The following is a 22,368-nucleotide window of genomic DNA, read 5'->3' as shown; positions in this document are numbered from 1 at the left end:
CCCTACTCTGTCCCGGGGGCGGTCGTCAGGTCTTCGGGGTTCTCGCCGTGCTCACCGGCGTCACCGGCGTCACCGATGTTCCGGAACCCGATCCCCAACGGCACGCCGACGTTGTCGATCAGCCGGGTGGAGCCCACCCGCGCGGCCACGAGGAGGCGGGCGTCGCCCTTCTCCGGGGCATCGCCCAGATCGAGGCCGCGCAGTTCAAGGTAGTCGAGCTCCACGTCCGGGGAGGTCTCGAGGACCTGCCGTGCGGTGTCCAGGACGGCCCCGGCACCGTCCTCGGCGACATGGGCGCCGGCGAGCAGCGCGGCCGACAGGGACAGCGCGGCGTTGCGCTCCGCCCCGGAGAGGTAGATGTTGCGCGAGGACTTCGCCAGTCCGTCCGCTTCACGGACGACGGGCACACCGTGGACCTGCACCCCCAGGTTGAGGTCGGTGACCATCTGCTGGATCAGCACCAGCTGCTGGTAGTCCTTCTCGCCGAAGAAGGCGTGGGAACAGTTGGTGATGTGGAAGAGCTTCGAGACCACCGTAAGCACCCCGGCAAAGTGGGTGGGGCGTGTCTCCCCCTCCAGGACGGCACCGGCCGGCCCCGGCAACACCGTGGTACGCGGACCGTTGGGGTACATCTCCCGGGGGCTCGGCGCGAACACGGCGTCCACACCGGCGGCGGCGAGCTTCTCCACGTCGGAGTCCAGCGTCCGCGGGTAGGCGTCGAGGTCCTCCCCTTCGGCGAACTGGAGCGGATTGACGAACACCGACACCACGACCAGCGCCCGCGGCAGCTGCTGGGCGGCGCGGACGAGCGCCAGGTGCCCCTCGTGCAGTGCCCCCATCGTGGGGACGAGGACGACGGGACGCCCGGCCTTCCGCATCGCTCGGGTGAGCTCGCCGATGCTGGCGATGTCGGTGTAGACGGTGGCCTGACCCGGGGTGAAACTCACCGGTGATTCTCCTGACAGGTGTGGCGGCTGTGACGGCCCAGGGAACTGGACGCTAAGACACGATAGTCGCCCGACCCCGCCGATCCCCACTCAGCCCTGGTTCAGGGCCCGCTCGACGTCCAGCGAGCCCGCCGCCCGCGCGGTCCGTTCCGCGTCCTGGCGGTAGGACGACGCCAGGTCGGACTCCCGGCCCGCCGGGGTGCCGACCCCGCGCAGTGCGGCGAGGTGACGCAGCACGGTGGTGGCGTCGTCCCGCGCGGTGGGGCCGGTGAGCGCGGCCATCCGGCTCTCGAGCGCCCCCTCGACCGCGGCGGGGAGGATCCGTCGCAGCAGCAGCGGCGACCGGGGGTCCTCACCGGCGTCGCCGAGCGCGTGGTCGAGCATGCGCAGCGCCTCCACCACCTGGGTGACCAGGTGGTTCGCCCCATGCGCCATGGCGGCGTGGTAGACGGTGCGCTGGTCCTCGGCGACCGGCACGGGCACCCCACCCATCGTCGACACCAGGAGCTCGGCGACGGCGGCCCCCGTCTCGGAGTCGGTCGTGACGCCCCATGCACAGCCCACGAGGTTGTCGGTGTCCTCGGGCCCGCCACGGAAGGTCATCGCCGGGTGGAGCGCCAGGGGCAGCGCGCCGGTGTCGGTGACCGGCTGCAGCACCGCACACCCCAGGGCGCCGGCGGTGTGGACGACGATCTGCCCGGCCCGGACGACCTCCGCGACCTCCAGGACCACGTCCGGGAGCTGCGGGTCGGGTACCGCCAGCACCACGAGCGCGGCCTGGGCGACCTCGGCGACACCGTCGGCGCCGTGCACGGGGACCCCGGGCAGGCGGGTCCGCACCCGTTCACGCGACTCCCCGGACCGCGCCACCACGCCGTGGACGTGGTGGCCGGCACGGAGCAGGCTCTCGGCGACCGCGGTTCCGACCGCCCCGGCAGAAATGACGCCGACCGACAGGCGGGGTTCCTGTCGGTCGGCGGGTGTCGTGTCAGTCACGGCGAGAAGTCTACCCGTGCGCTACCGGGCGTTCTTCTTCATCTGGGCCATCAGCTCGGCGACGGTGACGCCCTCGTCGCTCTCGCCGGCACGTCGACGACCGTGCGGCTCGACCTCGGCCTCCGGTGCACGACGGCGACGGCCCGGGGCCGGCTCGACCGACCCGGCCGACCCAGTCGACCCATTCGACCCAGCCGCCTCGTGGGCGGGGGCTGCGCCGGACGCCGGGGCGGGCTCGGCGTCGCTCTCGTGCTGGCCCCAGTGCGGGCGGGTGCTCCCGGACGGCGTCGACGGGCTGGTCGCCGCGGGGGTCGCAGCGGACCCGGCGCCGGACGCCTGCGACGCACCGTCCATCGAGCGGGTGTCGACGACCATGGGGATCTGGGTGGTGGCCTCACTGTCCGCACCGGACCAGCGCACGGCGGCGAAGGACCCCGTGGAGAACCCACCACGGCGCCCGCCGGACCGTTCCTGGCCGGAGGTGTCGGTGTCCGCCGCCGCCCGGGTGGTCGACGCACCGGTAGCCGACGCACCGGTGGTCGACGCCCCGGTGCGCGGGGACGTCGCCTCCGCCTGCCGGGCCGCGTCGCCGGCACGGGAGACGTTGCGTTCCAGCTCGATGATCCGCTCGGCACGTGCCTTCAACGACACCTGCTCATTGCTCCAGTCACCGCCGGACAGGTCGGCGAGCTGCTCACGCATGGCCTCGAGCTCCTTGCGGATCGCGTCGAGCGTCGTGTCGTGCTCCGCGCCGAGACGGCTGCGGAAGTCGTTCTCCAGCTGCACCTCACGACGCTGGGCCTCGGAGCGCTCCCGCTCGATCTCCGCATTGTGGCGGCGCTCCAGTTCCTGACGGCGGCTGCGCTCCTCGCCGATGACACCGGAGTAGCGCGACACGAGGATCGCACCGATGAACGCCGCCCACAGGGAGGTGATGACCGCGACGTTCAGCCACATCTCCGAGTCGACGAAGAACATGATGATCGTCGCCACCAACGCGAGGACGAACACCAGGTACATCAGGAACTTCATACCGTTACCAGGCGTGGAGGAACCGCTCCGGCTCGACGGATCGGGAAGCCGGTGCGAATCGTCGGGCGAATACGCGGAACTCATGGCGTCAAGAATACATCTCCACGGCGCTCGTCACCGTCGGCATCGCCGGGAGGGACCAGACAACTTCGTTCGAGCAGGACCCCGGCCACCGCCATCGCCGTCGCAGCCAGCAGAGACGTCACCGCCCCCGGGGTGTCCTGCTGGGCCGCGAGCAGCTCACCGTGCCGCAGGAGGACGTAGACGGTCACCCCACCGTAGAACCCGCCCACCACGGCGCCGATCCAGCCGGCGGCCTTGCCGAACACCGCGCACCGGGAGATGAACACCGGCGACATCTGCGACCGGTCCTGCCCCACCTCCCCGGCGGCGATCCGGCGGCGGACCGTCACCGCGAGCGCACCCGCAACGACGGCGAAGACCCACAGGGCCGTCGACGCGCCGACACTGATCGGCGGGAAGCTGCCATAGAAGACCCACACACCGGCGAAGGACACGATTCCCGCGGCCACCGCCGAGGTCACGAGCATCCCGACACTGGTCTGGTTCATGGGGCCCATCGTACGTCGGGTAACGCCCGGATTCCGTCGTCCGGCCCCCCGCACGCGGCGAGCCATTCCCGGACGGGACGCCCGTCGAGGGTCGCCTCCGGGTCCGCGTCGAGCCACGGCACCAGGACGAAAGGACGCTGGTGCGCCCACGGGTGCGGCAGGACGAGCTCCTCGCCCCACCGGCCGTCGCTGCGGACACCGGCGTAGTCGATGACGTCGATGTCGAGGGTCCGCGGCCCCCAGTGGCGGTCCCGGACACGCCGGGCCGCCTGTTCCAGCCCCTGGCAGTGGTGCAGCAGGGTCAGCGGGTCGAGGGTGGTCTGCACCGTGAGCACGCAGTTACGGAACTCGTCCTGGTCGGTGACCCCCCACGGCGGGGTGGCGAACATGGCGCTGGCGCTGACCGGGGTGACACCGTCGACGGCGGCGAGCGCCTCTGCGGCGGTACGGATCTGCTCCTCCGGCCCCGACAGCGCCCCCGGCATGTTCGAGCCGAACGCCAGGACCGCCGGCAGGCCCTCAGCACTCCTGCCGTTCATGCCGCTCATGTCCGTGACCCCGGGGTCTTATGGGACCGGCGGGCGACCACGCGCACGTCGGAGAACGGGTGGTGGATCGGGGCGTCCGGCTTGTGCACGGTGACCTCGACGGCCAGCACCCCCTCGACCTCGTTGACGGCGTCGGCGATGGAGGCCGAGACGGTCTCGATCAGGTCCTTGCTCGGCCCGGAGACGATCCCCACCGCGATGTCGGCGAGATCCACGTAGGAGATGGTCCGGCCGATGTCATCGTCGGCGACGGCGTCGGTGAAGTCGGTCCACACCACCAGGTCGACGATGAACTTCTGGCCCTGCTCCTTCTCGAAGTCGTAGACCCCGTGGTAGCCGTAGGCCTCCAGGCCGGTGAGTTCGATTCGGTCAGCCACGACGGGCCCTCCATCCTTCAGGTAGTGCCGGGCCGCGGCCGGTGGCCACGGCGTGGGCGACGTCGACGGCGGCGCGGTTCGCGGCGACGTCGTGGACACGGACGGCCCAGGCGCCGGCCCGGGCGGCCAGGGCGCTGACCGCGGCGGTGGCGTCGTCCGCCGAGGCCGGTGTCCCCGGGGCCCCGTCCGGTCCCGGGCGCAGCGCGGTAAGGAACCGCTTCCGGCTGGCGCCGATGAGTACCCGGTGGCCCAGCGCCAGGTAGGACGGCATACCGGCCAACAGGGCCCAGTTGTCGTCGGCGTTCTTGGCGAAGCCGAGACCGGGGTCCAGGATGATCCGCCCGGCGTCGACACCGGCCTGCTGTGCACGCGCGGCCAGCGACGACAGGACGTCGCAGACGTCGGCGACGATGTCCGCGCCGTGGTCGGCGCGCCCCGAGGCGGACTCGAAACGCTCGGCCCGCCAGTGCATCAGGCAGTAGTCGGCCGTGGAGTCGGCGACGGTGCGGTACATCCGCTCGTCGGCGAGGCCGCCGGAGACGTCGTTGACGATATCCGCCCCGGCCTCGATCGCCGCCGCCGCGGTCGAGGCCCGCATCGTGTCGACACTGGTGGTGATCCCCTCGTCGTGCAGGGCACGGATCACCGGGACGACCCGTGCCGCCTCGACGTCGGCGGGGACACGGGTGGCCCCGGGGCGGGTCGACTCGCCGCCGACGTCGATGATGTCGGCACCGGCGGCGACCATGTCGCGGGCGTGGGCGAGTGCCCGCGCGGTGGTCGTCCACTCCCCGCCGTCGGAGAAGGAGTCCTCGGTGACGTTGAGGATCCCCATCACCATGGCGGGGGCGGCGGGCCGGGCGGGAACTGTGGATCCTGTGGATCCTGTAGACCCTGCGGATCCTGGGGGCGGCGTGGCTGGCATGGTGGGGACGCTGTCCTGGCTGTCGTTCAGTGGCTCAGTGGCTCAGTGCCCGCGGATCAGGCTGAGCGCCTCGGCACGCGAACGGGCGTCGCTGCGGAATCCGCCACGGACCGCCGAGGTCACGGTGGAGGAACCGGGCTTGCGGATCCCGCGCATCGCCATGCACAGGTGCTCCGCCTCGATGACGACGATCACCGCCTGCGCCTGCAGGCGCTCCTCCACCGCGTCGGCGATCTGGCGGGTCAGCCGCTCCTGGACCTGGGGGCGCTTGGCGTAGCCGTCGGCCAGCCGGGCCAGTTTCGACAGGCCGGTGACCGTCCCCGACTCGCCCGGGATGTAGCCGATGTGGACGTGCCCGTAGAACGGCACCAGGTGGTGCTCGCAGGTCGAGTAGACGGGGATGTCCTTGACCAGGACGAGCTCCCGGTGGTCCTCGTTGAAGGTCTTCGACAGCACCTCGGCGGGGTCCTCGTAGAGCCCCCCGAAAGACTCCCGGTAGGCGCGGGCGACCCGTGCCGGGGTCTCCTGCAGCCCCTCACGGTCGGGGTCCTCCCCCACGGCCAGGAGGAGTTCACGCACCGCTGCCTCGGCACGGGCCTGGTCGAAGACGGGGCCAGTCTCCCGGCCAGTGTCCCGGCCGGTCTCCGGAAGGTTGTCGCTGTCGGTCACGGAGTCGGTCACGGTGTCAGATCAGTCTTTCTCGTCGGTGTCGTCGCGGCGGTGGTGGCGCCCACCGTCGTTCTGGGCCCTCAGGTTACGCGTCGGTGCATCGTCGCTCATCCACGGGTTGTCCGGTTGCTCGCTGTCGGGCAGCCGGAATCCACGCAGCGGCTGGTCGCCGGTCGCGCCGGAATCGCCGGCGGGCTCGCCCGAGGCGCCGTAGCTGCGCTCGCCCGGGTGCCGGCCTGAGCCGTCCGGGTTCACCCTGTCCTGACCGCCCCACAGGTGGTCGGGGTGGGACTGGCCGCTCCACCGCCCGGGTGCGGGCTGGCCCTGCTTCTGCTCCAGGTCGTCGGCCTGCTGGCGCCGCCGGCGCTCGACACGGGCCTTGCGCGCCTGCGAGAAGAAGTCGTTGCGGGGAGGCAGTTCCTCGCCGCGTTCGCGGGCCATCTCGGTCGGGGTCTTCACCGGCTCGCGGAAGTCCTTCGGGTACTCCACGTCCTGGTTCGGGAAGATGTCGTTGACCTCCACCGGCTCCAGGTCGTCGAAGATCGCCTCGAGGTCGGGACGCCGCAGCGTCTCCTTCTCCAGCAGCTTCTCGGCGAGCCGGTCGAGGTAGTCACGGTTGTCGCGCAGGATGCGGTAGGCCACCCCGTGCGCCTTCTCGATGAGCATACGGACCTGGCCGTCGATGGTCGCCGCCACCGCCGGCGAGTACTCCAGGGAACCCTGACCGCCACGTCCGACGAACGGGTCGCCCTGCTCCTCGCCGTACTTCACCGCGCCGAGTTCCGGGCTCATGCCGTATTCGGTGACCATCGACCGGGCGATCTTCGTCGCCTGCTCGATATCGGCGGACGCGCCGGTGGTGGGCGCGCCGAAGACGAGCTCCTCGGCGGCCCGTCCACCCATGGCGAAGACCAGGCGGGCGAAGAGCTCCGAGCGGTTGTACATGCCCTTGTCGTCCTCCGGCACGGCCATGGCGTGCCCGCCGGTGCGCCCGCGGGCGAGGATGGTCACCTTGTAGACCCGCTCGATGTCCTTGATCCCCCAGGCCGCCAGGGTGTGGCCGCCCTCGTGGTAGGCGGTGACCTTCTTCTCCTGCTCCGAGATGATCTTGGTGCTGCGACGCGGCCCGCCGATGACGCGGTCGGTCGCCTCCTCCAAGGCGTCGCCAGTGATGACGTTGCCGTCCACGCGGGCGGTCAGCAGCGCCGCCTCGTTCAGGACGTTCGCCAGGTCCGCACCGGACATGCCGACCGTGCGCTTCGCCAACGACGCCAGGTCCACGTCCGGGGCCAACGGCTTGCCCTCGGAGTGCACCCGCAGGATCTGCTCGCGTCCGGCGATGTCCGGGTTGGTGACCGGGATCTGGCGGTCGAAGCGGCCCGGACGCAGCAGCGCCGGGTCGAGGATGTCCGGCCGGTTCGTCGCCGCCATCAGGATCACGTTCTCGCGGTCGCTGAAACCGTCCATCTCCACGAGCAGCTGGTTGAGGGTCTGCTCACGCTCGTCGTGCCCGCCACCCATGCCGGCGCCACGCTGGCGGCCGACGGCGTCGATCTCGTCGACGAAGATGATGCAGGGGCTGTTCTCCTTGGCGGTCTTGAACAGGTCACGCACACGGGAGGCACCGACACCGACGAACATCTCCACGAAATCCGACCCGGAGATCGTGTAGAACGGCACGCCCGCCTCGCCCGCGACCGCGCGGGCCAGCAGGGTCTTACCGGTACCGGGCGGCCCGTAGAGCAGCACGCCGCGGGGGATCTTCGCCCCCAGGTGCTCGTAGCGCTCCGGGTTCTGCAGGAAGTCGCGGATCTCGTCGAGCTCCTCGACCGCCTCGTCCGCGCCGGCAACGTCGTCGAAGGTGGTGTCGGGGTTGTCGACGTTGAGTTCCTTGGCCTTCGACTTGCCGATGTTGAAGGCACCGCCCGGGCCACCCTGCATCCGGGTCAGGAAGAACAGCAGCAACCCGCCGATCAGCACGATCGGCAGCAGCATCACCAGCAGGGACCCCAGGACGCTGTCCTGGGTGACGTTGGTGGTGTAGTTGTCCGCGCCGGACGCCTCGACCCGGTCGAAGACGGTGTCTGCAGCGCGCGCGGGGTACTGCGCGGTGACCTGGGTGATCCCGTCCTTGCCGTCGACACTGATCTCGTTGCGCAGCGTCATCTGCAGCTGCTGCTCACGATCGTTGATCTGCACCTCGGCGACATTGTCGTCGTCGAACTGCTTCATGGCCACCGACGTGTCGACGTTGTCGTAGCCGCGGGTGGAGTCGGTGAGGACACCGAACGCGTAGATGACGACGAGAACCGCGGCGACGATGGCGGCGACCCTCAGAACCCTCTTCTTGTTCATAGTCCCACAAGCGTATCGCAGGACCGGACGCGCCGTTCCTAGCTGTACACGCTGGGACGCAACGTCCCGACCCAGGGCAGGTCACGGTAACGCTCCGCGTAGTCCAGGCCGTAGCCGACGACGAAGTCGCTGGGGATGTCGAACCCGATGTCGGTCGCCTCCACCTCGCGCTGCACCGCCTCGGGCTTACGCAGCAGGGTGACCACCTCCAGGTTCTTCGGCCCCCGGCCCTTCAGGTGGTCGACCAGCCAGTGCAGGGTGATCCCCGACTCGATGATGTCCTCCAGGATGATCACGTTGCGGCCGGCGATGTCCCGTGTCAGGTCCATGCGGATCTCCACGGTGCCGGAGGACTCCGCCGACTGCCCGTAGGTGGACAACGCCATGAACTCCATCTGGGTGGGGATGTCCATCGCCCGGGCGAAGTCCGCGATGAAGTAGGTCGCCCCCTTCAGGACGCACAGCAGGATCGTGTCCTGCTCCTCGCCCCGGTAGCGGTCGCTGGCCGCCGTCGCCATCTCGGCGATCCTGGCGTGGAGCGTGGCCTCGTCGACGAGAACACCCTCGACGTCGTCGCCGTAACAGTTGTCGGGTACGTCGGTGCTCTTGGCGATCATCACGGGGTCCTGTCCTCTTGCTCTAGTACTAGCTGACTGCCGGCGGGCGTACGGCGGCGACGCACCACCAGTCGGCGGGTGCCACCCATTGTAGAGGCCGGGCACGGGACCGCGACGGCCCCCTGCCCGTGCCAGTCGGCGACCAGCGCATCCACGGCCTCCAGGTGCCGCGAGGTCAGCGGCCCCACCCACGGGCCCAGCCACTGGCGCAGGACGCGCCGACGCACCGGCGCCGGGCACCCGGCGACCGCGTCCACCGGGAGGCTGCCGGCGCCGCCGACCCCGGGATCGCCCAGCGCGTCCCCGAGCAGCCGACGCGCCTGCCCGTCGAGCAGGTCGGCGTCCTCGCGCAGCATCCGCGCCGAGCGCGCCAGGGCGTCGCCCACGTGTGCGCCGAGGATCTCCCGGGCCAGGGGCAGCAGCTCGTGGCGCACCCGTGATCGAAGGACCTCACTGCTGGTGTTGTGCGGGTCGTGCCAGACCGCCAGGCCCAGCTCGGCACAGCTGCCCACCGTGTCGGCGCGGCGGGCATGCAGCAGCGGGCGCCCCAGCCATCCTGCCCCGGCCGCCACGACCGGGTGCTCGTCGGAGACCTCCCGCAGGCCCGCGAGGCTGCCTGTCCCCGACCCGCGTGCCAGCGCCAGCAGCAGCCCCTCGGCGTCGTCGTCGGCGGTGTGCGCCACCAGGACGGGCCGTCCGTCGGCGCACTCCCCCAACGCCCGGTACCGCGCGGCCCGCGCGCCCGCCTCCCCCGCGCCGGTGACCTGCACCCGCACCGTCCGCGCCGTCGCCCCCAGTTCGGTACAGGTGCGTGCGGCGTCGTCCGCCACCTGGGCCGAACCGTCCTGCAGGCCGTGGTCGACGGTGACCGTGGTGACGGCGAGGCCGGCATGGACACAGGCCGCCGCCAGCGCCAGGGAGTCCCCGCCCCCGGACACCCCGCAGACCACCGCGTCCCCCGGGGCCAGGCGGGACGCCTGCCCGGCGAGGAAACGTCGCAGGCTCCGACGCACCTCCAGGGTGTGCGGGGTGTCGATCATGTGTCCGTCACCATGCGTCCGTCACGACGCCGACCGCAGCGCCGCGGCGAGCCGGTCCAGTGCCGCCCGCCCCGCGCCTGCGTCGGAACCGTTCGAGAGGAAGGCGAAACTCAGCGTGCGCCCGCCGTCGGTGGTCACCGTGCCCGCCAGGGTGTTCACCCCGTCCAGGGTGCCGGTCTTCGCCCGGACCCAGCCCGCGCCGGCGGTGGCCCCGGAGCCCTCCCCGTACCGGTCGACGAGCGTCCCGTCCCCGGCCGCGACCGGAAGGCCGTCCAGCAGGACCCGCAGGTCGTCGTCGGTCCCGGCGGCGGCCACGACCGCGTCCAGGATCCGCGCGTTGAGCCGGTTGTCCTCGCTCATCCCGGAGTTGTCGCGCAGCACCGCCTTGCCGACGTCGATCCCCTCCTCCGTCAACGCGTCCAGGGTGGCTTTCGCCGCACCCTCGAACGTCGGGGACTCGCCGCGGGCCTGCGCGACCTCCCTGGCGACCGCCTCGGCGAGCAGGTTGTCGCTGTGCAGGAGCATGTCGCGGATCCGGATACTCAACGGTGCCGAGTACACCGTCCCCAGCGGGTCCCGTCCGCCGACGTCGACCGCCTTGTCCGTGACCGACACCGTGGCGCCGTCGGCCCCCAGCGCCGCGGCGAGGGAGTCCCCCACGTCCGAGGCGGGGGTCGACGACCGCGACGAGTAGGACTCCGAGGGGTCCAGTCGTCCGGCGTCCATCATCACCGCCGACAGCGGGGCGACGTTCCCGGCGCCGATGTCGTCCCGCGACCAGGTCTTGTTGAACAGGGACCCCTCCCGCACGGAGTTGTCCACCACGACCTCGGTCACCGCGTCCCCGCCGAGCGCCGCGTCGACCTGGGCGGCGAGTTCGTCGATGTTCGCCGGGTCCGTGAAGAACCCCGTCCCCTCGGACCGTTCCAGGGTGACGTCCCCGTCCCCCTTCAGCACGACCTGCCCCGCCTTCGCCCCCGGGTAGACCCGCGTGGCGACGCGGTCGTCCCCGTCGAGCGTGACGAGGGCCGCGGCGGCCGTCGTCAGCTTCGTCGCCGAGGCCGGGACAAGCATCGTGTCCGGTTTCACCGACCAGATCTCCTCGCCGGTGGCGAGGTCGGTGACGTGCCCCGACAGTCGGCCCAACGCCGGGTCGGAGGCCTTCGCCGACAGCTCGTCGCTGACGTCCGGCGCCGCCCCCTCCGTCTGCGCCGGGGCGAGCACGCCCGTGGGCTCAGGCAGCGGTTCCGCGTCAGCCACGGTGTAGGCGTTGCGCTGGTGCACCACCAGTGCGGTGGCGACGACCACCACCACGACCACCAGGAATGCCAGGATGCCGTACAGCCAACGGCGCGAGGCGGACTTGCTCATCAGGGCATCGGGGCCTTCCTGCGAGAGAGATGCTCGGGTGTGACCACACCAGCGTATCCGACGCCCGTCCTCGCGGATTATCCTGCGCCGCCCGACGGCCACACCGTATGGTCAGTGCCATGACGACCCCCCTGATCAGCACCACACGCACCATCAACGCCACCCCCGCCGCCGTCTGGGCCGCTGTCTCCGACCTCTCGGCCATCGGCGACCGTAGCCCCCAGTGCAAGAAGATGCTCGTGCTCGGCGGCCCGCCCGGGGTGGGGACGACCACGCTGAACCTCAACCGACAGGGCCTGCTGTTCTGGCCGACCTGGTCGAAGATCACCCGGTGGTCCCCGGAGTCGATCCTGGAGTGGCGCGTGCCGATCAACGGGACACACTGGCGTTTCGCCCTCACCGACAACGGCGACGGCACGACCACGCTCACCGAGTCCCGCACCGTCAACGGCGACACCACCGTGGTCTCCCGCGCCATGGTCGCCGTCGCGCTCGGCGGGACCGAGGATTTCGAGGCCCGGCTGCGTGCCGGCATGGAGCAGACCGTGGCGGCCATCGCGGCCACCGCCGAGCGGACAGGGTAAACTCACGTGCCATGAGCATCGAAGTCACCATCGAAATCCCCAAGGGTTCCCGCAACAAGTACGAGGTCGACCACAAGACCGGCAAGGTCTACCTGGACCGCTACCTCTTCACCCCGATGGCCTACCCGGCCGACTACGGCTTCATCGACGACACCCTCGGTGAGGACGGCGACCCGCTGGACGCCCTGGTGATCCTCCCGGAGTCGGTCTTCCCCGGCGTCATCGTCGAGGCCCGCCCGGTCGGCGTCTTCAAGATGACCGACGAGGCCGGCGGCGACGACAAGCTGCTCTGCGTCGTCGACGACGTGCGCTACGAGAAGTTCCAGGACATCGACGACATCGCCCAGGACGTCAAGGACGAGATCGAGCACTTCTTCGTCCACTACAAGGACCTGGAGCCCGGCAAGGAAGTCAACGGTTCGGGCTGGGGCGACCGTGCCGAGGCCGAGCGGATCCTCGCCGAGGCCGTCGAGCGCCACAAGTAGGGTCGGACGTCCCTCACCTGGACCGCCGGCGACCGGCTGTCACCGGGCGCTCCGTCCACTGCCCGGGGGATTCCCGGGTCATCACGCGTAACTCTCCGTCGGCCAACCAGAGTTCCCCGTCGACCCATTGCGTGCACACGCTCGTCGACCGGACGTGGAACACGGCCTCACAGGTCAGGGTGACAGGGTCCAGGAGCCGGAACTCCACACCGTCCCGTGTCCCGGAAACGCACCCTGTCCACGGCCCGACGCCACGGAAGTCCCGGAGACCGGGTTCCGGCCGCGACCGTTCGACGACAGAGCCAGATTCATCGGACCGGACGAGGACCCCGTCGCGGTAGTCGATGGACCACTCCCCGCACCTCCAGCCCGGCGCGTCCCGTCCTGTCAGGACCTCCGGCTCACCGTGCCCGAGATTCCACCACCGGCGAAGACCGAATGTCCGTCCTGCACAGGACACCGTTCCTCCACAGCCGTCCGGATCCACCTCAATGCGCACCGGGTCCGCCCGGGTGGCCTCGACGGCGGCGACGATGCACGCGCTCCGGAACCCACCGGCTCCCCCTGTCGTGAGCACCCGCCAGTAGAGCACGGGGATCGTCGGCTCCGGGGTCCACCACAGGGTGCGCTCGCCCGACCGCCTGTCTGCCGTGACCCCGAACTCACGGACGACACGAGGATCCGGGCCCTCCGTGATCGCCGGTGGTGGCACATCCTCGAGGTCGATGACGACCTCGACGGAGGTGGTCGTCGCCATCACCGTCTCGTCGTGGCTGATGTAGTAGGGAAGACACCCGTCGACCTGTGCGACATCCAGTTCATGCACGACGGCATCGTCCCGGGGTGCGCCGGGGACAGCACCGGGGACCACGGCCTCCCGACAGCGCAGCCTGATGCTGTGGACGTTCCCCCTGGTCGGGGTCACGGCGTACATGGACTCCTCGGACACCGAGAACGTTCCCCTGCGCTCCACGTACCCGGTGACCGGCTCCTCCGTCCACCAGCCTGCCGACCATCCGTCCCCGTGCAGTATCACGCGCCACGGCTCCCGCGCCCTCCGTGTATCAGGACTCCCCCGGAGCTCGGCGTAGGCGACGACCGGTGCCGCGTCACCGTCGGTCTCCGTGAACTCCAGCTGCATCTCCACGGTCTCCCCCACCGACCATCTCCGCGTCCCGTGGACCCGGATGCTGCGGTGGCCGTCCGGCAACGGACCGGGCGACGGGACGCGGAGACTGTCGAGCACCGCCCCGAACGCCGGGTCCGGTATCACGGCCGTGGCCGGTGCACGCCGTGGACATCGCTGCGGCACCGCCTCCACCGGACGGGCGGACTCCTCGACCATGTCGACCGACGGCGTCCAGAAATCCTCCCCCACGTCAATCACGGACGGGAACTCCACCTCGACGTACTCCGCGGTCCCCGTCCCGCGGGAAAGCCGGAGGACAACGCCGGTGTCCGCGTCCACCACCATCTCGCGGGGCTCACGGAGGTCGCCGGCCGGCCCGTGACCCGCCCACCGGTGATCCCGCACCTCGTCAGGCAGTCCAGGTACGCGCCACACGTCCCTGCCGAGCCATGTCCCGGGACGGATCTCCCCGGCAGGAAAGGCACGGTCAAGCAGTCTGTCGAGACAGACCCCGTCGAAGAAACCGGGCGACGCACACTCCAACTCCCACGCGCCGTCCGACTCGACCCCGGACTGTCCAGGTACCTCCATACCCCGCCACACCAGCGATATCCCGTCGCAGGCCAGGAGGCCGGACCCCTCGACCTGGTCCAGACGGAAGCATGCCCCGTCCCGGACGTACGCGTACTCCCCCACCGGCACCGGGACGCGGGCGACCGGCAGACCGAACGCCGTCGGATACGCACGACGGTCCGTCTCACCGGCGACAACGACGACGCCGGACACCGGCTGGCGGCGGCCTGCCGCCATCAGGTCCAGAAGTCGACTCCACGAGGGAACCTGTCTGGTCACGTTGAACTCCTCTGTCGGGGTGACACCACCGTGCGGACCTTATCCGCCGGGCCAGACGCTCGACGCGCGCACCGAACACCCGTTCCCGTGCGCCGACCGGACCCCCGGGCGTCCCCTGCGCACTCCCCGTGGACCGTGTCCCCCGACCCGGCGTAAACTTGGTCGGCATGAGTGATTTCGAGACAGTGACACCGACCGACGTCCCGGCTGGAGCCCAGCTCATCGACATCCGCGAGCCGGACGAGTACAACCAGTGGCACGCCGAAGGCGCGGTCAACCTGCCGCTCTCCGAGCTCCAGTCCCGCTACGGCGAGTTCGACTTCGACCGGGACATCTACCTCATCTGTCTCTCCGGCGGCCGGTCTGCCAAGGCCGCACAGTGGCTGGAGATGAACGGCATCGACACCATCAACGTCGGCTCGGGCACCATCGGGTGGCGGGACGCCGGCCTGCCGATCGTCGGCACCGAGGGCTAGAACCATCCCCCACACAATAGCGGGGACACCCCATAGTTCGCGTTTCCCACCCGGCAGAAGATAGAGTGGGGACATGCCAGAGACAGCGCATCTGCCCAGCGAGCTCCTGAAGTCACCGTCCTTCCAGCTCGAGCGCCTCCGTCGGCGCACGCGCCTGTTCGTCGAGTCCGCGCTGATGTCCAAGGGGTTCAACCTCCGGGAGTACTGGGTGCTGACGTATCTGGTCGACGGGGACGCCGCCAGCCAGGCCGAGCTCGGCGAGATCATCGGGGTGGACCGCTCGGACATGGTACGGCTCGTCGACTCGCTGGAGAAGCGCAAGCTGGCCAAGCGCGACAAGGACCCCAAGGACCGGCGCCGACAGATCATCTCGGTCACGAAGAAGGGGCACAAGACGCAGCTGATGCTGTCCCCTATCGTGCAGAACGCCGAGGACGAGGCACTCGACGAATCCACGTCCAAGCAGCTGAAGCACCTCAAGAAGCTGGCGAAGTCGATCATCGCCGCCGAGGAGGAGAGCACCGACGAGCTTGAGGGGTCCGACGACACCTCCGGCGACGTCCCACGGGCCGACGCCGGCTGATACCGGCCGACACTGGCTGACGCCAGTCAGTCGCCGATCTGGTCGCGTCCGCGCTTCACGATCTTCGGGTCCGGACGCCCCACCACGTCGTAGTCCTTACCGGTGTAGTCGAACTTGCTCAGCACGTAGCGCATCGCGTTGAGCCGCGCGCGCTTCTTGTCGTTCGACTTGATGGTGATCCACGGGGACTCGTTGGTGTCGGTGTACCGGAACTGCTCCTCCTTGGCGCGGGTGTAGTCGTCCCACTTGTCCAGGGAGGCCAGGTCCATCGGGGACAGTTTCCACTGCCGCACCGGGTCGACCTGACGGATGGCGAACCGGGTGCGCTGCTCCTTCTGGGTCACCGAGAACCACAGCTTCGTCAGGCTGATGTCGGAGCCCATGAGCATGTTCTCCAGCATCGGCACCTCTCGCAGGAACTCCGCGTGCTGGTCGTCGGTGCAGAACCCCATCACCCGCTCCACCCCCGAGCGGTTGTACCAGGAGCGGTCGAAGAAGACGATCTCCCCGGCGCACGGGAAGTTCTGGATGTAGCGCTGGAAGTACCAGGACGTCGACTCCCGGGGACTCGGCTTCTCCAGGGCGACAGTGCGCGCGCCACGGGGGTTGAGGTGCTCGTTGAAGCGCTTGATCGTCCCGCCCTTACCGGCGGCGTCACGCCCCTCGAAGAGGATGATGTGCTTCTGGCCGGTGTCCTTGGTCCAGTTCTGCCACTTCAGCAGCTCGATCTGGAGGGCCCGCTTGGTGGTCTCGTACTCCTCGCGGCTGATCCGTTCCTCGTAGGGGTAGTTCTCCCGCCACGTGTCGACGCGGTGGCCGTCCGGGGTGATCAGGACCGGGTCGTCCTCGTCCGAATCGTCGACGATGTAGCCCTCAGTCGCCGCCAGATCGACGATGTGGAATTCCTGCACGTCCGTCGCGTTCTGGTCGCTACTGTCGTTGGTCATACCCCCATGCTAATCGTTCCTCCACCGCACCACACGGCGTGTGGGACGCGCCACCCCCGCCGGTGGTGGATACAGGACGACCCCGCCCCGGACCACGGTTGTCACCGTGGTCCGGGGCGGGGTCGGTCAGCGCGTCAGGCGGCCTGGGCCCGATGGACCCGACGGGCCCGGATGGATCAGAATCCGCCCATGCCGCCCATGCCGGCCATCTCGTCGGCACCGGCGCCGGCAGCCTCGGGCTCCGGCTTGTCGGCGACGACAGCCTCGGTGGTGAGGAAGAGGCTGGCGATGGAGGCCGCGTTCTGCAGTGCGGAACGGGTGACCTTGACCGGGTCGGAGATGCCCGCGGACAGCAGGTCGACGTACTCGCCGGTGGCGGCGTTCAGGCCATGGCCCGCGTCCAGGCCGGCGACCTTGTCGACGACCACGCCGGGCTCGAGGCCGGCGTTGAAGGCGATCTGCTTCAGCGGCGCGGACAGCGCGGCCTGGACGATCTGCACGCCCGTGGCCTCGTCGCCCTCCAGGCCGAGGTTGCCGTCCAGCACGTGGGCGGCCTGCAGCAGCGAGGCGCCACCGCCGGCGACGATGCCCTCGTCGGCGGCAGCCTTGGCGTTGCGCACGGCGTCCTCGATGCGGTGCTTGCGCTCCTTGAGCTCCACCTCGGTGGCGGCACCGACCTGGAGGACCGCGACGCCGCCGGCCAGCTTGGCCAGGCGCTCCTGCAGCTTCTCCTTGTCGTAGTCGGAGTCGGCGTTCTCGATCTCCTGACGGATCTGGCGGACACGTCCGGCCAGCTGCTCGGCGGAGCCGGCACCGTCGACGATGGTGGTGTCGTCCTTGGTGATGACGACCTTGCGTGCGGTACCCAGCAGGGGCAGATCAGCGGACTCGAGGGTCAGGCCGACCTCCTCGGCGATGACCTGGCCACCGGTGAGGATGGCGATGTCCTGCAGCTGGGCCTTGCGGCGGTCGCCGAAGCCCGGGGCCTTCACGGCGACGGACTTGAAGGTGCCGCGGATCTTGTTGAGCACCAGGGTCGACAGGGCCTCGCCCTCGACGTCCTCGGCGATGATCAGCAGCGGCTTACCGGACTGCATGATCTTCTCCAGCAGCGGCAGGAGGTCCTTGACGTTGGAGATCTTGGAGGAGACCAGCAGGATGTACGGGTCCTCCAGGACAGCCTCGCCGCGCTCTGCGTCGGTGGCGAAGTAGGCCGACAGGTAGCCCTTGTCGAAGCGCATGCCCTCGGTGGTCTCGAGGGTGACGCCGAAGGCGTTGGACTCCTCGACGGTGATGACACCGTCCTTGTTCAGCTCACCGTCGCCGACGGCGTACATCGCCTCGGCGATCAGCTCGCCGATCTTCTCGTCCGCGGCGGAGATGCCGGCGGTCGCGGCGATCTGCTCACGGGTCTCGATCTCCTTGGCACCGGCCAGCAGCGCCTCGGTGACCTTCTCGACACCGGCCTGGATGCCGCGCTTGATGCCCATGGGGTTGGAACCGGCCGCGACGTTGCGCAGGCCCTCCTTGACCAGGGACTGTGCCAGCACGGTGGCGGTGGTGGTGCCGTCGCCTGCGACGTCGTCGGTCTTCTTGGCGACCTCCTTGACGAGCTCGGCACCGATCTTCTCGTAGGGGTCCTCGAGGTCGATCTCCCGGGCGATGGTGACACCGTCGTTGGTGATCATCGGGGCACCCCACTTGCGCTCGAGCACAACGTTACGGCCCTTGGGGCCGAGGGTGACCTTCACCGCGTCGGCGAGGGTGTTGAGACCCTTCTCCAGACCGCGGCGAGCTTCCTCGTCGAATGCAATCATCTTTGCCATGTGGCTCTTGATCCTCCGTTGTAGAGATAGGAGCGACACGTTCGGATCAGATCCAGCGCCCGCGACGGCACGGATGGACGCATGCCGCGACGTCCACCCTCACTGCACCTGAGTGAGACTTCATTTCTGTTGTTCGTTCTGGCACTCCGCATGAGCAAGTGCTAGCTCCCGTTTCTAGCAGTCTCCCCCGCCGAGTGCAAGGTGGCGGGCGCGGCTACGCTGGAGTCCATGACAGAGCACAACACCCTCACCGCAGAATCGGCCCGCGCGGCCGTCGCCGAACAGATGCCGTGGCTGCAGCAGGCACTCCGCGACCTCGTCGCTTTCCGCTCCGTGCACTCCACGCCCGGGCTCGAGGAGGACAACGCCGCCGCCGCCCGGTGGGTCACCGAGGCCTTCCGCGCCGAGGGCGTCCCCGTCGAACCGCACACCACCACAGACGGCTCGGTGTCGGTCATCGGCGTGCGCGAGGCAGCCGAGGGCTGGCCCACCGTCCTGCTCTACTCGCACTACGACGTGCAGCCGGCCAGCGACGTCGACAACTGGACGTCGTCCCCCTGGGAGCTCACCGAACGCGACGGCCGCTGGTACGGACGCGGCGCCGCGGACTGCAAGGGCCACGTCGTCATGCACCTCGCCGTGCTGCGCGCGGTCAACGCCCTCCTCGACTCCGGCGACCTGGACGACGACACCGCCACCGCCCTGTCGAGCATCGGCATCCGCGTGGTCGTCGAAGGCTCCGAGGAGCGCGGCGGCTACGGCCTGGAGGACCTCCTGTCGTCCAACCCGGAGCTCTTCGCCGCCGACACCTTCCTCATCGCCGACTCCGGCAACGACGCCCTCGGCGTCCCCGCCGTCTGCACCGCCCTGCGCGGCACCGCACCCGTCACCGTCCGGCTGCAGACGCTCGAACAGCCCATGCACTCCGGCCAGTTCGGCGGCGCCGCCCCGGACGCCCTGCTGTCGCTGATCCACCTGCTGGCCACCCTGCACGACGACGGCCTCGTCGCCGTCGACGGCCTGTCCTCCGAGGCACACTGGGAGGGACGGGGCCCCGACGAGGCGACGTTCCGCGCGGACGCCGGTGTCCTCGAGGGTGTCGACGTCCTCGGCACAGCCCAGGGCCTCAACCCGAACGACCTCACCATCTCCCGCCCGGCCATCACGGTCACCGGACTGGACTCCCTCTCCGTCGCCGACGCCGTCAACGCCGTGGTCTCCGCCGCCGGCGCCGAGGTCAGCCTGCGCATCCCGCCGGGAATGGACCCGAAGCAGGGGCAGGACGCCCTGGTCCGGCACCTGGAGTCCCACGTCCCGCACAACGCCCGCATCAGCATCGAACGGGGTTCCCTGGCCTCCCCCTTCTCCGCGGACACCTCCGGCCCGGCGCTCACGCTGCTGTCGCAGGCCCTGGCGGACGCCTACGGGGCGGACGAGACCGCCGAGATCGGCTCCGGCGGGTCCATCCCGCTGAGCAACGCCCTGCTGGAGAAGTACCCGTCCGCCGAACTCGCCCTGTTCGGCATCGAGGAACCGTCATGCCGGATCCACTCGGCCGACGAGTCGGTGGACCCCGGCGAGATCGCCGCGATCGGCACCGCTGAACTGCTGTTCCTCGCCCGCTCCGGCCGGCTCCCCCGCCGCTGAGGGCCGGGCCCTCCCGGTCGCCGGTGACCGGGAGGTGGCCACGGGCTTGCCTCAAGGCAGTGATACAGATAACATCATCGTCATGATCAACACCCTTAAGCGAGTAGCCCACCCGGGTGGAGGCGCGGACTGACCCCTCCACCACGGGGAAGTCACGCTACTCGCAGGCGGCTGCGTCGGTCCACATCCCACCGACAGCAACCAGCACAAGGGAAGACCCAACTCATGTTCGAGTCACAGGACAACCGGATGCCCACCACCACGATGATTCGCTTCGCCCGCCCCGACGAGGCCCGCGACGAGCGACTCGCCCCCGTCTACACCGACCGTCCCGGCCTGCGCCGTTCCACCGCCGTGACCTACCGGGAAGGCAACCAGACCCGGCTGGAGAAGCGCCGTAGCCGTACCCGGGTCTTCGCCGAGGACCCGTTCCGCGCGCGCTTCGGCCAGCGGTTGCCCGCCGGGATGCGGCAGGAGGCGCGCGGTATGGAGTGGCGCAAGTTCATCGCCACCTACGCACCGTCGACCTACCGGGTCGAGTCGATGACCACCACCCGCCGCTCCGCCGGCCGCCGTGACTTCGACATGACGATCACCGGCCTGCGCGAGGACGCCGGGACGCAGGTCTCGATCACCTCGATGGGTGCGGCCTCCGCCATGACGCAGATCCTCGCCGACCACGGCCGGCGCGTCGAGATCCTCGAGTTCCACCAGTACGACATCTTCGAGGCCACGGTCACCTTCGTCTTCGCCCAGCACGAGACCAAGAAGGTCTGGGCCGTCGGCTTCGGCGCCGACCGGGACCTCTCCATCGCCGGCGCCCTGGCTTCCGCGGCCGGTCGACTGCACGGGTAGGGTCGCTCGACCCTCGTGGGCTCGTAGGCTCGTGATCCCCTGGCCTCGTGATCTCCTGGGCTCGTGAGCTCCTGCCCTTCAGGCACGGCCGCGCTCGCCACGGATGTGGAATAGTCGCCCTCCCAGGTAGCGGAACACCTCGATCCGCTGCCCAGGAGGGTGATCGCGCGACATCAACGGTCCGCGGGGACACGTCCGCCCGGGGTGACGGGCCGTCCTGTGGGGGCGGCGGTGGCCGTCAGGACTGCGCACCGCACGGAGCAACCCCGGAGGATGGTGGGACCAACCTCCGGGGTTGCTGTCTCCCCGGCGTCTGACCCCGGCAGCCACGCCCCCTAGCGCACCGAGGCCCTCAGGGTGTCGACCGTCAGATCCACCGCGGCGATCCACGACTCGGGCTGGGTGAACCCCTCCTCGGCGCCCACGTCTCCCCGGGTGCGCGTCCCCGGCTCCAGTGCCGCACCGGCTTCGCGGGCCGCGGCGCGTTGCAGGGCGTAGTCCCCGCCCCGCTCCATGATCCCGCGGACGTCCTGCAGCGCCTCGGCACACCCGAACTCCTCGGAGATCGGGGCGAGCACCTCCAGCCAGTCGGAGATGTCCTGGGTCACCCAGCGCTCGGTGGTGTCCCGGTCGGTGATGATCAGCGCCTCGAGGCCGTAACGGGCCGCACGCCACTTGTTCTCGGCGATGTGCCAGTGCTGCAGGCTCGGCAGTTCCCGGCCCGCCTCCCATTCGCGCTCGTAGTGCACGACCAGGCAGTGGATGAAGGCGCTGATGGCGGCGACCTCGCGGATGTCCATCGTGGCGTCGGCGAACCGTACCTCCACGGTGCCGTACTTGGACGGACGGACGTCGAAGTGCATGGAGCCGGTGTGGTTGATCACCCCGGAGCGGTCCTGGTCCTTGTTGAACTCCTCCCACTCCTCCCAGTCGGCGAACTGGTAGGGCATGCCTGCGGTGGGCAGCTGCTGGTAGAGCAGGGTGCGGTTCGAGGCGTACCCGGTGTCGAGCCCCTCCCACGCCGGCGAGGACGCCGACAGCGCCAGTACGTGGGGGTACTGGGTCATCACGGCGTTGATGATGGGCCACACCCGGTCGCGCCCGCCGACCCCGACGTGGACGTGGATGCCCCAGATCAGCATCTGGCGTCCCCAGTACTGGGTGCGCTGGATGATCTCCTGGTAGCTGCTCTTCTCGCTGAGGATCTGATCGCCCCAGTGCGCGAAGGGGTGCGTCCCGGCGGAGAAGACGTTCACCCCGAGGTCCTCCGCCACGGTAAGGATCTGGGTGAGCTGTTCGCGCAGGTCCTCCACCGCGTCGGGGATGGTCCGGTGCACGCCGGTGACCATCTCGACGGTGTTCGCGAGGAACTCCCGGGTGACCCGGTGTCCCGGGAAGCGCTCGTCGAGGGCGTCGACGAGTTCGGGCGCGCGCGGGACGAGGTCCCTTGTCTCGGGGTCGACAAGGGCCACCTCCCACTCGATACCGACCGTCGGGGCGGAGGACGGAAATTCCATGGGGAGGATGTTACTGCA

22 protein-coding genes are annotated in these 22,368 nt (G+C 70.0%); 6 read left to right on the top strand and 16 right to left on the bottom strand.

Annotation, left to right across the window (positions count from 1 at the left end; translation table 11 throughout):
• Positions 1-2 precede the first annotated feature (2 nt).
• From panC to dacB, 12 genes are all read right to left on the bottom strand, one after another.
• Complete coding sequence (panC, locus tag MUN33_RS10025) at positions 3-947, bottom strand: pantoate--beta-alanine ligase (RefSeq protein WP_244804774.1); 945 nt, start codon at positions 945-947, stop codon at positions 3-5.
• Between the two features lie 90 nt (positions 948-1,037).
• Positions 1,038-1,943 (bottom strand): Rossmann-like and DUF2520 domain-containing protein, encoded by a 906-nt coding sequence (locus MUN33_RS10020; protein ID WP_244804773.1) that lies wholly within the window; start codon positions 1,941-1,943, stop codon positions 1,038-1,040.
• A gap of 21 nt (positions 1,944-1,964) precedes the next feature.
• Positions 1,965-3,059, bottom strand: coding sequence for a DUF6779 domain-containing protein (locus tag MUN33_RS10015; RefSeq protein WP_244804772.1), 1,095 nt, complete (start codon positions 3,057-3,059; stop codon positions 1,965-1,967).
• The gene (locus tag MUN33_RS10010; protein ID WP_244804771.1) at positions 3,056-3,547 is read right to left on the bottom strand and encodes a DUF3180 domain-containing protein; all 492 of its coding nucleotides are present in this window, start codon (positions 3,545-3,547) and stop codon (positions 3,056-3,058) included. Before MUN33_RS10010 ends, MUN33_RS10015 begins: the two co-directional genes overlap by 4 nt.
• Complete coding sequence (folK, locus tag MUN33_RS10005) at positions 3,544-4,062, bottom strand: 2-amino-4-hydroxy-6-hydroxymethyldihydropteridine diphosphokinase (RefSeq protein ID WP_439647855.1); 519 nt, start codon at positions 4,060-4,062, stop codon at positions 3,544-3,546. Before folK ends, MUN33_RS10010 begins: the two co-directional genes overlap by 4 nt.
• Positions 4,063-4,091: 29 nt before the next feature.
• Positions 4,092-4,472 (bottom strand): dihydroneopterin aldolase, encoded by a 381-nt coding sequence (folB, locus tag MUN33_RS10000; protein WP_244804769.1) that lies wholly within the window; start codon positions 4,470-4,472, stop codon positions 4,092-4,094.
• Positions 4,465-5,313: a dihydropteroate synthase gene (gene folP / locus MUN33_RS09995; protein WP_244804768.1), complete on the bottom strand. Its 849-nt coding sequence runs from the start codon at positions 5,311-5,313 to the stop codon at positions 4,465-4,467. Before folP ends, folB begins: the two co-directional genes overlap by 8 nt.
• Before the next feature lie 126 nt (positions 5,314-5,439).
• The gene (folE, locus tag MUN33_RS09990) at positions 5,440-6,066 is read right to left on the bottom strand and encodes a GTP cyclohydrolase I FolE (protein ID WP_369414959.1); all 627 of its coding nucleotides are present in this window, start codon (positions 6,064-6,066) and stop codon (positions 5,440-5,442) included.
• 21 nt (positions 6,067-6,087) lie between these two features.
• The gene (gene ftsH, locus MUN33_RS09985) at positions 6,088-8,421 is read right to left on the bottom strand and encodes an ATP-dependent zinc metalloprotease FtsH (protein ID WP_244804767.1); all 2,334 of its coding nucleotides are present in this window, start codon (positions 8,419-8,421) and stop codon (positions 6,088-6,090) included.
• 38 nt (positions 8,422-8,459) lie between these two features.
• Positions 8,460-9,038 (bottom strand): hypoxanthine phosphoribosyltransferase, encoded by a 579-nt coding sequence (gene hpt / locus MUN33_RS09980; protein ID WP_244804766.1) that lies wholly within the window; start codon positions 9,036-9,038, stop codon positions 8,460-8,462.
• Positions 9,038-10,078: a tRNA lysidine(34) synthetase TilS gene (tilS, locus tag MUN33_RS09975; protein WP_244804765.1), complete on the bottom strand. Its 1,041-nt coding sequence runs from the start codon at positions 10,076-10,078 to the stop codon at positions 9,038-9,040. Before tilS ends, hpt begins: the two co-directional genes overlap by 1 nt.
• A 21-nt stretch (positions 10,079-10,099) precedes the next feature.
• Positions 10,100-11,449 (bottom strand): D-alanyl-D-alanine carboxypeptidase/D-alanyl-D-alanine endopeptidase, encoded by a 1,350-nt coding sequence (gene dacB, locus MUN33_RS09970; RefSeq protein ID WP_244804764.1) that lies wholly within the window; start codon positions 11,447-11,449, stop codon positions 10,100-10,102.
• 119 nt (positions 11,450-11,568) lie between these two features.
• Between dacB and MUN33_RS09965 the strand changes: the two genes are divergently transcribed.
• Both MUN33_RS09965 and MUN33_RS09960 read left to right on the top strand, forming a co-directional pair.
• A complete protein-coding gene (locus MUN33_RS09965; protein ID WP_244804763.1) occupies positions 11,569-12,033 on the top strand; it encodes an SRPBCC family protein in 465 nt (154 codons plus the stop codon).
• Between the two features lie 11 nt (positions 12,034-12,044).
• Positions 12,045-12,518, top strand: a complete 474-nt coding sequence (locus MUN33_RS09960; RefSeq protein ID WP_244804762.1) for an inorganic diphosphatase — start codon at positions 12,045-12,047, stop codon at positions 12,516-12,518.
• Positions 12,519-12,531: 13 nt separating this feature from the next.
• On the opposite strand, the gene MUN33_RS09955 is transcribed toward MUN33_RS09960, so the two are convergent.
• A complete protein-coding gene (locus MUN33_RS09955; protein ID WP_244804761.1) occupies positions 12,532-14,499 on the bottom strand; it encodes a hypothetical protein in 1,968 nt (655 codons plus the stop codon).
• A 167-nt stretch (positions 14,500-14,666) separates the two neighbouring features.
• Between MUN33_RS09955 and MUN33_RS09950 the strand changes: the two genes are divergently transcribed.
• The gene (locus tag MUN33_RS09950; RefSeq protein WP_244804760.1) at positions 14,667-14,975 is read left to right on the top strand and encodes a rhodanese-like domain-containing protein; all 309 of its coding nucleotides are present in this window, start codon (positions 14,667-14,669) and stop codon (positions 14,973-14,975) included.
• Positions 14,976-15,048: 73 nt separating this feature from the next.
• A complete protein-coding gene (locus MUN33_RS09945; protein WP_244804759.1) occupies positions 15,049-15,558 on the top strand; it encodes a MarR family winged helix-turn-helix transcriptional regulator in 510 nt (169 codons plus the stop codon).
• A gap of 26 nt (positions 15,559-15,584) precedes the next feature.
• On the opposite strand, the gene ppk2 is transcribed toward MUN33_RS09945, so the two are convergent.
• Together ppk2 and groL are read right to left on the bottom strand one after the other, a co-directional pair.
• Complete coding sequence (gene ppk2 / locus MUN33_RS09940; protein WP_244804758.1) at positions 15,585-16,505, bottom strand: polyphosphate kinase 2; 921 nt, start codon at positions 16,503-16,505, stop codon at positions 15,585-15,587.
• 176 nt (positions 16,506-16,681) lie between these two features.
• Positions 16,682-18,331 carry a chaperonin GroEL gene (gene groL, locus MUN33_RS09935; protein WP_244804757.1) on the bottom strand — a complete coding sequence of 550 codons (1,650 nt, stop codon included), beginning with the start codon at positions 18,329-18,331 and terminating at the stop codon, positions 16,682-16,684.
• A gap of 228 nt (positions 18,332-18,559) precedes the next feature.
• Here groL and MUN33_RS09930 point away from each other — a divergent pair, with 228 nt between their 5' ends.
• Positions 18,560-19,978: a dipeptidase gene (locus MUN33_RS09930; protein WP_244804756.1), complete on the top strand. Its 1,419-nt coding sequence runs from the start codon at positions 18,560-18,562 to the stop codon at positions 19,976-19,978.
• A gap of 225 nt (positions 19,979-20,203) precedes the next feature.
• Positions 20,204-20,833, top strand: coding sequence for a hypothetical protein (locus MUN33_RS09925; protein WP_244804755.1), 630 nt, complete (start codon positions 20,204-20,206; stop codon positions 20,831-20,833).
• Positions 20,834-21,168: 335 nt separating this feature from the next.
• Here MUN33_RS09925 and MUN33_RS09920 read toward each other — a convergent pair whose 3' ends face one another.
• Positions 21,169-22,350: a glutamate--cysteine ligase gene (locus MUN33_RS09920; protein ID WP_244804754.1), complete on the bottom strand. Its 1,182-nt coding sequence runs from the start codon at positions 22,348-22,350 to the stop codon at positions 21,169-21,171.
• Positions 22,351-22,368: the final 18 nt, after the last annotated feature.

The sequence above is a fragment of the Corynebacterium kalidii genome (genome assembly GCF_022869005.1).
Taxonomy (GTDB): Bacteria; Actinomycetota; Actinomycetes; order Mycobacteriales; family Mycobacteriaceae; genus Corynebacterium; species Corynebacterium kalidii.
Note: the sequence above shows the minus strand (reverse complement) of the source record. Positions and strands in the feature narration are given on the sequence as shown.